Origin of the sequence: Paraeggerthella sp. (assembly GCF_048427265.1) — a bacterium.
Lineage (GTDB): Bacteria > Actinomycetota > Coriobacteriia > Coriobacteriales > Eggerthellaceae > Paraeggerthella > Paraeggerthella hominis.
This window is the reverse complement of record NZ_DBFOSR010000060.1, coordinates 1-10135: the sequence shown is the minus strand read 5'-3', so window position 1 is coordinate 10135 and position 10135 is coordinate 1. Positions and strand designations below refer to the sequence as shown.

Below are 10135 nucleotides of genomic sequence, written 5' to 3'. Positions count from 1 at the left end.
TGGGCCCTTACCGAAAAGAGGACTCATCTTGGAGACGGCTTCCCACTTAGATGCTTTCAGCGGTTATCCGTGCCGGACGTAGCTAGGCAGCCGTGCCGTTGGTCGACAACTGCTGCACCAGAGGTCCGTCCACCCCGGTCCCATTCCGAACCCGGAAGTTAAGACCGCCATCGCCGAAAGTACTGCAGCGCAAGGCTGTGGGAGGATAGGACGTCGCGCTCGCGCAGGGCGCTCGGCGTTTGCCGCCGATCGCGGGGAGGGGCCCCGGAGCCGTAACAGGTTCCGGGGCCCTTTCTGCGCTTGGGGGGACGCGCGCGAGAGCTGCGCGGGGCCGTCCGCCGGGGCGTCGTGTTGATTCTGCGCCGGATCCAAAGAGGGATCGGGGCGAAGGGTATAATGAAAGCGAATACTAGTAGCTGCATTTTCCCACATGAGGGCAGAGGAGTGGTCTGGTGAGCGAAAAGACGCAGGGGACAAAAACCATCGCAGAAGAAGCACTTGGCAACGAACGTCAATTCATCCAGCTGGTAAACGCGCTTTCGGGCCCGTCTCGTCGGGGCCGTCAAAATGCTGCGGCTGCGCTTGCCTTCCTTTCGAAAGACCACGCCGATCTGTTCGTTCCGTACGGCGATGCGTTTATCGACGCGCTTAACCGACCGGAAGCCCAGACGCGCTGGGAGTGTCTTGACGTGCTGGCTGGCATGGTCGATCATGACTCCCGCACTTGCGACAAGGCGGTTCCGGGCGCTGAGACGGCTCTGTTCGATGAGGAGAGCGGCCCTGTTCGCCTTGCGGCTATGCGCTTCTTGTGCAAGCTGGGGGCTACAACGGAGAATCGCTCCGAGCGTATATGGCCGCTTATCGACGAGGCAATTCAGTGCTATCACGGGGATTTCGAATTCCAGGACATGCTGGTTGCCGTGGTTGACTTTTCGTCGGGTAAGCTGTCTTCTCAGGTGAAGGACGAACTTGCTTCGCGCATGGCTTTCGACGCCTCGAACGGCAAGGGCGCGCTCAAGCGCCGCGCGCAGCAAATCCTCGACAACGTGCAATCGAAGTAGCGTATTCTCGATACCAGGCGGGCCTAAGGCCCGCTTTCGTTCTGCGCCAATCGGGCGCCTATTCTTTTGGCAGATAGAGCTGAGCCAGCAAGGGGCAAGAAGGAGGAGGCATGGCAAAGCGTACCGTGACGTTGATTCCCGGCGACGGTATAGGCTTGGAAACCTCGGCTGCAATGCAGCGCGTGGTTGAAGCGAGCGGTGCCGCCATCGCGTGGGAGGTCGCCGAAGCAGGCGCGCATACGATGGAGCATTGCGGCACGCCTTTGCCCGACTCGACGATAGAAGCGGTCAAGCGAAACGGCGTGGCCATCAAAGGACCCATTACCACGCCTGTGGGCACGGGCTTTCGCAGCGTTAACGTCGCCCTGCGAAGGGCGCTCGGACTGTACGTCTGTTTGCGTCCCGTGTTGTCGCTTCCCGGGGCGGGCGGTCGCTACGATGACGTGGACATGGTGATCGTGCGCGAGAACTCGGAAGACCTGTACGCTGGCATCGAGTTCGAGGAAGGTTCGCAAGCTGCACGCGATCTCATACGCTTCTGCGAAGAAACGGGTGTGGGAGCGATTCGCCCGGATTCGGGCATTTCCGTGAAGCCTATTTCGGTGACGGCGACGCGCGACATTGTGGAGTACGCTTTCGACTATGCGGCCAAACATGGGCGCACGAAGGTCACCGCCGTTCACAAAGCCAATATCATGAAGCACTCGGACGGCTTGTTCCTGCGCGTCGCGCGGGAGGTTGCCGAAGAGCGCGCGGCGTCGATAGGGTTCGACGATCGCATAGTGGATGCGTTCTGCATGAACATGGTGGTGGACCCCTCCCAATTCGATGTGGTGGTGTTCCCCAACCTGTACGGTGACATAGCAAGCGATTTGGCTGCTGGTTTGGTGGGCGGCTTGGGCATTGCCCCTGGGGCGAACATCGGCAAGCGCTATGCAGTGTTCGAAGCCGTGCACGGCAGCGCTCCCGACATCGCGGGGCAGGACAAGGCGAACCCGACAGCGCAGATCCTGTCTGCCGCTATGATGCTTGATCATGTGGGCGAGCGCGAGGCGGCCGAGCGCATCCGTCGCGCGGTGCGCGCCGTGTATGCCGACGGTAAGTACCTGACCGCCGACATTCGCAAGGCTACAAGGTCGAGCGAGCGGGCTGCACGTTGTTCTGAGTTTACTGCTGCGCTTGAAGAAGCGCTTGAGCAGATGGATTAGAGGAGGAGGTCGTCGATGACGGTCAAGAACGATCGGTTTGCCGCTACGCTTGAGGTGAACGGCGCGGCGTACACGTACTATCCCGTTGCGGGGGTTCCTGGTTCCGAGCGCCTTCCGTACGCGCTGACGGTTTTGCTCGAGAACGTTCTGCGCAACGCCGAGGACTCTGAGGCGGCGGAGAAGCTGGCGGGACGTATTGTTGCTGCGGGAAATGCGGGCGAGGTGGGCAGCGAGGTTGAATTCTGCCCGGCGCGCGTGCTGTTCCAGGACTTCACGGGCGTGCCCGTGTTCGTTGATTTCGCCGTGATGCGCGAAGCGTGCGCGCAGTTGGGCGGAGATCCCGCTAAGATCAATCCGCAGATCCCGTGCGATTTGGTGATCGACCATTCCGTGATAGCCGACGAAGCTGGCTGCGCGGGCGCCCTTGAGCGCAACATGGAGTTGGAGTTCGAGCGCAACCGCGAGCGCTACGACTTCCTGAAGTGGGCTCAGGAGTCGTTCGACAACGTGCGCATCGTGCCGCCGGGAGCGGGCATTTGCCATCAGCTGAACATCGAGCAGTTCGCGCGCGTGGTCATGACGTCGGATGCGGCGGGCGTTGCGGTTGCCGAAGGAGAAGCTCCGGTAGCTTACTTCGACACGCTGGTGGGCACCGACAGCCATACGCCGACGGCCAACGGCATCGGCGTGCTGGGCTGGGGCGTCGGCGGCATCGAAGCCGAGGCTGCGGCGCTCGGCCAGCCGATCACCACGCTCGTGCCGCGCGTGGTGGGCGTGAAGCTGACGGGCCGGTTGTCCGAGGGCGTTGCCGCCATGGACGTGGCGCTGACGTTCGCTCAGATGCTGCGGGCGAAGGGCGTGGTCGGGTGCTTCGTGGAATGCTTCGGCCCGGGCTTGGACAGCTTGAACGCCACGCAGCGTACGTGCATCTCCAACATGACGCCGGAGTACGGCAGCACGTGCACCTTGTTCCCGGTTGACGAGCAGACGTTGGCGTACCTGCGCCTGACGGGACGCTCCGACGAGCAGGTTGCACTGGTGGAAGCGTACGCGAAGGCGCAGGGTTTTTGGAACGACCCCGCCGCTCAAGAGCGTGCTTATGCCGAGGTTATCGAACTTGATTTGAGCGAGGTCGAGCGGTCGTTGGCGGGGCCGTCGCGTCCGCACGACAGGATTTCCCTGTCCGGCGTGCAGGAGCGTTTCCGTGCGGTGTGCGCCGATCGGGGCCTGGATCTGCGCCAGACCGTCCAGGTGGATGTACGGGGCCAGGCTTTCGACATCACGCATGGCGCGCTTGCCATTGCAGCGGTGACCAGCTGCACGACCGCCACCGACCCTCGCATGATGCTGGCAGCGGGCCTGCTTGCTGCCAAGGCGGCGGAGGCGGGGCTTTCGCCGAAGCCGTGGGTCAAGTGCATTTTGGCGCCGGGCAGCAAGGCCACCGAGCTTTTGCTGGAGCGCGCGGAGCTGTTGGACGGTTTGCGTAGCTTGGGATTCTACACGTGCGGCTTCGGATGCATGAGCTGCATCGGGAACTCCGGTCCTATTTTGGATGCGCTGCACGACGTGGCTGACGACGTGGAACTGGCGAGCGTTTTGTCGGGCAACCGCAACTTCGAAGGACGCATCTCGCCCGATGTATCCCAGAACTACCTGGCTGCTCCGGCTGAGGTCATCGCGTACGCGCTTGCGGGCACGATGGACGTCGACCTGGAGCACGATGCGCTGGGCACGCGCCCGGACGGCACGCCGGTGCTGCTGGCCGACATCTGGCCGACCGAGGAAGAGATCGACGCTTTGGTGGAGAGGTGCGTTACCCGCGAGCTGTACGAGGCGGGCACGCGCGGGCTCTACGACGGCGATGCTGCCTGGCAGGCGCTCGGGAAAGAACCGAGCGACACCTTCGCATGGGACGATGCGTCGACGTACGTGCGTCGCGCCCCGTACTTCGACGGCATGGAGCGCGAGCCTTCGGCGCCCGAGGCCATCGAGGGAGCGCGCGTGCTGGGCCGCTTGGGCGATTTCATCACGACGGACCACATCTCTCCGGCCGGATCCATTGCGGCGGACTCTCCGGCTGCTCGCTATCTTGAGGAGCGCGGGGTGGCGCCGGCTGACTTCAACACGTACGGCGCACGCCGCGGCAATCACGAAGTGATGATGCGCGGCACGTTCGCCAACGTGAAGCTGCAGAACCTTTTGGCCGAGGGCAAGAAGGGCGGCTGGACGCGCGATTTCACGGACGGGCAGATTCGCCCGCTGTTCGATGCTGCGATGAAGTACGGGGATGCCGGCGTGCCGTTGGTCGTGGTGGCGGGCAAGATGTACGGCAGCGGCTCGAGCCGCGACTGGGCGGCCAAGGGCCCCATGCTGCTGGGCATTCGGGCTGCGTTCGCCGAGAGCTTCGAGCGCATCCATCGCAGCAATTTGATCGGCATGGGCATTTTGCCGTTGCAGTTCCTGGACGGAGAGAACGCCGAGAGCTTGGGTCTGGACGGATCGGAGCGGTACACGATAGCTCCGATCGATTTTTCGGCAGGGCTGCCCGAGCCGAGCGTGGTGGGCGTGCGGGCCGAGCGCGAAGACGGAACGGCAGTGGAGTTCCAGGCGATCGTGCGGGTGGATACGCCGACCGAGGGGCGCTATTACGAGCACGGAGGCATTCTTCAGTTCGTGCTTCGGAATCTTTTGTAAGAAGAAGGTAACGAGGGCGCTTGATCGTCGCATTCGATCGAGCGCCTTGGTGTATAGTTAAGCATTTAGTATCGGGGAAAGACTGAAAGGGATGCCGTGAAACAGACATCCGGATTTGAAGCGCTGCTCGAAGCGCTTAAACAGTCGGGCGTGGACGTCGACGGAGGTTTCGGCGGTTCGGGCACCGGCTCGCCGTTCAACAACGACGGAGACAACGCCGGACGCGGTGGGCGCGCAAGCGATTCCGCTGCGGGTTCGGGCAATGGCGGCGGTGGAAAGCCGCCGCACGTGAACGTGGAGATCCCGTTCGCCGACCAGGTGGCTGCTTGGGGAAAGAAGGCTCTTATCGGGGCTGCCATCCTCATCGTCATCGTGGGCTTGTGCGCGTATTGGTGGTTCCATCCGCCCATCAACATCCACAGCACGGACACGTGGATGTTCGTGGCCATGTTCATCCTGCTGCCGTTGTTCCTGCTGTTCTGGGGCAAGTCGCGCAGCTATGAGACGGGCACGAGCAAGGTGGATCCGAGCCCTGGCAAGGCGAAGGCGTTCAAGTGGGCGTCGTACCTGCCGATTCTGGTTGCGCTGCTGGGCGTTGTGGGAGCGGTGGCGTCGCTGTCCATCTTCCCGGGCAACGCCGCGAAGTACGCGAACGTGCTGCAGACGACCGAAGACAACTTCGCGCAGGACATCAAAGAGGTCAATTACTCGGAGATTCCCGTTATCGACCGCAGCTCGGCCATCCTGCTGGGCAACCGCGAGATGGGTTCCATTCCCGAGTTCGTGAGCCAGTTCGAGATCTCGCCTCTGTACAGCCAGATCAATTACCAGAGCGCGCCCGTTCGCGTGAGCCCGCTTGGTTACGCGGACCTGTTCAAGTGGTTCACGAACCGCGATGGCGGCATTCCGGCTTACGCCTTGGTGAACATGACGACGCAGGATGCCGAGATCGTCAAGCTTGGCGATAGCCCCATCTACTATTCCGAGTCCGAGCCGCTTGCGCGCAACATCGATCGCCACGTGCAGTTGAGCTACCCCTTCTACATGTTCGATCAGAAGTCCTTCGAGATCGACGACGAGGGGCATCCGTGGTGGATCTGCCCGGTGCAGACCCGCACCATCGGGCTGTTCGGCGGCACCACCATCCAGCGCGTGGTCATGGTTGACGCCACCACGGGCGAGACGCAGGATCTGGCCATCCAGGACGTTCCGCAGTGGGTCGACCATGCGTATCCGACCGATCTTCTGCTTGAGCAGTACAACTGGTCGGGCAAGTACAAGGACGGCTGGCTGAACTCCGTTCTGGGTCAGCGCAACGTGGTGCAGACCACGCCGGGAACCGATGGCAACCTGGGTTACAACTACATTGCCAAAGACGATGACGTGTGGGTGTACACGGGCGTGACCTCGGCCACGGCGGACAACTCCATTGTGGGCTTCGTGCTGATCAACCAGCGTACGGCCGAATCGCATTTCTACTCGGTTTCGGGCGCGACGGAAGAATCGGCTATGCAGTCCGCAGAGGGCCAGGTTCAGAACTTGCGCTACCGTGCGACGTTCCCGCTTCTGATCAACGTCTCGGGGCAGCCGACGTACTTCATGGCTTTGAAGGACGACGCCGGTCTGGTGAAGCAGTTCGCCATGCTCGATATCCAGCGCTACCAGAATGTGGCCGTGGGCAACACGGTTGCCGAATGCCAGAAGGCATACCAGGCTCTGTTGGCAACGAACGGCGTTCTTTCCGATGGCGACGTGGATACGGGCGCGCTCGAGGCGAAGGGCACGATCTCTCACATTGCCCAGGCGGTCGTGGAAGGCAACTCCCACTTCTACGTGAAGCTTGCCGAGGGTTCCAGCATCTATGACTTCGCGTTGCCCGGGCTGATCGAGATCGTCGGATACAAGGAAGGCGACACGATCGAGTTCACCTACGTGGAGGCCGAGCCGACGAATCCTGCACAGGAGATCATCGGCGGCTCCGGCAGCGTCAAGTCTTCGAGCGATGCGGCGGAAAAGACCGCCGAGCAGGCTCAGGCAACGGGCGATGCTCAGGGGAATGCGGCGTAGTTCGCTTGCATGAAACGACAGGTGCGGGGCTTTCCGAAAAATGGGAGGCCCCGCACTTTTTTCTTGACATTCTGAAAAAGCCTGTCAGAATATAAGGGCTGCTTCTTCGAAGCGGCGTTAATGGATGCAGTTCCGCTGCCCAAGACAGCAGGCACCGAAAGGTTTAATCGCGAAGAGACGCGGCCCGCCGAGGTGGTTCTGATAAGTTTCGCGCTTTGACGGCCCCTGTTGTCTTTGGACGGCAGGGGTCGTTTCTTTTCTTCAAGCGACGATCCCACCCGCAAGGGGCGGAACCCGAGTTTGAGGAAAAGGAGGTGTACCAATGCCCAACGTAAAGAACCAAGAGACGCTGGTCAAGATCAAGGAAGATCTGAACGGCGTTTCCGCTGTGTGGGTCGTGGATTACTGCGGCCTGAGCGTGAAGGAGATCCAGGCCCTGCGCTCGGAGATCCGTGAAGCTGGCGCGAGCCTGAAGGTGTACAAGAACACCCTGATGCACATCGCCCTGGCCGAGGCCGAGCTGCCCACGCTGGAGGACATGCTGGAAGGTCCGAGCGCGTTCGTGTTCGCTGGTGAGGACGTGGCTGCCGCTGCTAAGGCCGTCAAGAACTTCGCCAAGACCAACAAGAACCTTGAGATCAAAGGCGGCTTGATGGAAGGCGCAGCTGTTTCGGCTGCCGAGGTGGAAGCTATTGCTTCTCTGCCGTCCCGCGAAGAGCTCATCGCTCAGATCGCCGGTGCTATTTCCGGTGTTGCCCGCGGTCTTGCTGTTGCCCTCAACGGCGTGCCCAGCGGTCTTGCCCAGGTCACGAAGGCTGTGGCCGATCAGAAGGAAGCTGCGTAAATGCAGCGTTGGCGGCATAGGAAATGCCGCCTGATGGTATGAAACAGAAGAGGCCGGAACCTCCGGCCGTTTTGAAAGGAAACTAACATGGCTGTTACTCGTGAAGAGATCATCGAGGCCCTGAAGGAAATGTCGCTGCTCGAGGCTTCCGAGCTGGTTAAGGACATCGAGGAGACCTTCGGCGTGTCCGCCGCTGCTCCCGTGGCCGTGGCTGCCGCTCCGGCTGCCGACGGTGGCGCTGCCGCTGAGGAGAAGACCGACTTCGACGTTGTCCTCGAGGGCTTCGGCGACAACAAGATCGCTGTCATCAAGGTTGTCCGCGAGATCACCGGTCTGGGCCTGAAGGAGGCCAAGGAGGTCGTCGAGGGCGCTCCGAAGGCTGTCCAGGAGGGCGTCAACAAGGAGAAGGCCGAGGAGATCAAGGCCAAGCTCGAGGAAGCCGGCGCTGCTGTTACCCTGAAGTAACTCGCTGGTTCAACGAACTTTGCACAGAGCCCGCTGCACTGCAGCGGGCTCTTTTACGCTCTTTGCCGCTGACGGAATGGCAACGAATTATTGCGCAGCAATCCCGCGCGTGTATGGTGGGAAAAACGAAAGCAAGAGAAGAAGAGGCTCGCTATGCAGACAGGTTATTTTAGCGCCGCCTGGAACGATATCAAGAACTCGCCGGGTTGGTTCGGCAAGCTTGCGGTGTTGTCGCTGGTTGGACTGATCCCCGTGTTCGGGTGGATTGTCGTTTTCGGATACTTGTTCGGATGGGCGCGCGATGTTGCTTGGAACGTGCATGCGCCCATGCCTGCTCGCATATTCGGCAACGAAGACGGCAAGCTGTACAGCCGCGGATTTTTTGCGCTGGTCATAGGCTTGGTGTGCATGCTTATTCCCTGGGTGCTGGAGTTTGTTTGGGCTATGGTCACGGGCATTGGCGCGAACTGGTCGGGTTACGGCTACGGATACGGCGGGACGCTTGCGTTTTTCGGGCTGTTCTCGTTGCTGTTCTCGGTGGTCGTTTTCGCCGGAACGTTGTTCGCCGTGGTGTTCGCGGCGGTGGGCATCATGCGTATGAGCATTTACGGCCGACTGGCTCCAGGCTTGCAGTTCGGCAAGATCTGGGCCATGATACGCCATGATTTCGGCGGCTTGGCTCGCATCTTGGGCATGGCGTTGCTGCTATGGGTGGTTGCGGGGTTCGTCATATCGGTGGTTACGATAGGCATCATGCTGGCGGGCCTGGCGATTGGCTTGGTTGCGGGCATTCCGGTGGTTCATACGGACAGCCCCGCGGTTCTGTTCGCGGCGCTCCCCGGGCTTTTGGCGCTGATCGTGGTGCTGGCCGTGGCATGCGGCGTGCTGTCCATGATGCTGAGCGTGTTCGTTTTGGCTATGGTTTCGCGCGCGCTGGGGTACTGGACGCGTCAGTTCGAGGTTCCAGCATGGCGCGGCCAAGATGATCCGATGCCGTTCGAGATCGAGGCGGCGCAAGCAAGGGCCGCAGGCCAGCAACCGCCTCGGTAGAACCGACAAACCTGGTAGTATGGAACGGTAAGTGCAGCCCGTTGAAGCCGAGCGCTTCGGCGGGCTGTTTGCGTTGCGACGGCAAGGAAGACGGAGGCGCAGGCGTGGGGGAGCGATTTTTACCGGTCAGCCGGGTTGATATGGAGCAGCGAGGCTGGGACCAGGTTGATTTCGTGTACGTGTCGGGCGACGCGTACGTGGACCACCCTTCGTTTGGGACGGCCATCATCACGCGTTTGCTCGAGGCGCACGGGTACAAGGTGGGCGTTATCGCGCAGCCCGACTGGAACGATCCGGACAGCATCGCCGTGTTCGGGGAGCCGCGATTGGCGTTTTTCGTCTCGGCGGGTAACATGGATTCCATGGTGAACCACTACACGGTTGCGAAGAAGCGCCGCCGCACCGATGCGTACTCGCCGGGAGGCGAAGCGGGGAGGCGCCCGAACCATGCGGCGGTGGTCTACAGCAACCTGATACGGCGAACGTACAAGAAGGCTCCCATCGTGCTTGGCGGAATCGAAGCGAGCCTGCGGCGGATGGCGCATTACGATTACTGGTCGGACAAGCTCAAGCGGTCGATACTCCTTGATTCCGGCGCCGACCTGGTGTCGTACGGCATGGGGGAGCATTCGGTGGTGGAGATAGCCGACGCTTTGGCGGCGGGCCTTTCCATCGAGGACCTTACGTTCATCGACGGCACCGCGTATCGTGCGCGTTCCTTGGACCATGTGTACGATGCCGAGATG

General features: G+C 61.5%; 7 protein-coding genes, 1 pseudogene and 1 other annotated feature. All 8 genes and pseudogenes read left to right on the top strand.

Features of this window, described 5'->3' with window-relative positions; all coding sequences use genetic code 11:
* Nucleotides 1-452: 452 nt before the first annotated feature.
* Nucleotides 453-1061, top strand: coding sequence for a HEAT repeat domain-containing protein (locus ACMNI9_RS06080; protein WP_114567541.1), 609 nt, complete (start codon nucleotides 453-455; stop codon nucleotides 1059-1061).
* A gap of 110 nt (nucleotides 1062-1171) precedes the next feature.
* Complete coding sequence (locus tag ACMNI9_RS06075) at nucleotides 1172-2269, top strand: isocitrate/isopropylmalate dehydrogenase family protein (RefSeq protein WP_418831245.1); 1098 nt, start codon at nucleotides 1172-1174, stop codon at nucleotides 2267-2269.
* 15 nt (nucleotides 2270-2284) lie between these two features.
* Nucleotides 2285-4963, top strand: coding sequence for an aconitate hydratase AcnA (acnA, locus tag ACMNI9_RS06070; protein WP_418831244.1), 2679 nt, complete (start codon nucleotides 2285-2287; stop codon nucleotides 4961-4963).
* A gap of 96 nt (nucleotides 4964-5059) precedes the next feature.
* Nucleotides 5060-7030 carry a Tat pathway signal sequence gene (locus ACMNI9_RS06065; protein ID WP_114567538.1) on the top strand — a complete coding sequence of 657 codons (1971 nt, stop codon included), beginning with the start codon at nucleotides 5060-5062 and terminating at the stop codon, nucleotides 7028-7030.
* Nucleotides 7031-7150: 120 nt separating this feature from the next.
* Nucleotides 7151-7293, top strand: a sequence feature (ribosomal protein L10 leader region).
* 59 nt (nucleotides 7294-7352) lie between these two features.
* Complete coding sequence (gene rplJ, locus ACMNI9_RS06060; protein ID WP_114567537.1) at nucleotides 7353-7874, top strand: 50S ribosomal protein L10; 522 nt, start codon at nucleotides 7353-7355, stop codon at nucleotides 7872-7874.
* An 87-nt stretch (nucleotides 7875-7961) separates the two neighbouring features.
* Nucleotides 7962-8339, top strand: a complete 378-nt coding sequence (gene rplL, locus ACMNI9_RS06055) for a 50S ribosomal protein L7/L12 (RefSeq protein ID WP_114567536.1) — start codon at nucleotides 7962-7964, stop codon at nucleotides 8337-8339.
* A 153-nt stretch (nucleotides 8340-8492) separates the two neighbouring features.
* Complete coding sequence (locus ACMNI9_RS06050; protein ID WP_114567535.1) at nucleotides 8493-9389, top strand: DUF4013 domain-containing protein; 897 nt, start codon at nucleotides 8493-8495, stop codon at nucleotides 9387-9389.
* 104 nt (nucleotides 9390-9493) lie between these two features.
* A pseudogene (locus ACMNI9_RS06045) lies at nucleotides 9494-10135 on the top strand (YgiQ family radical SAM protein); the annotation flags it as partial.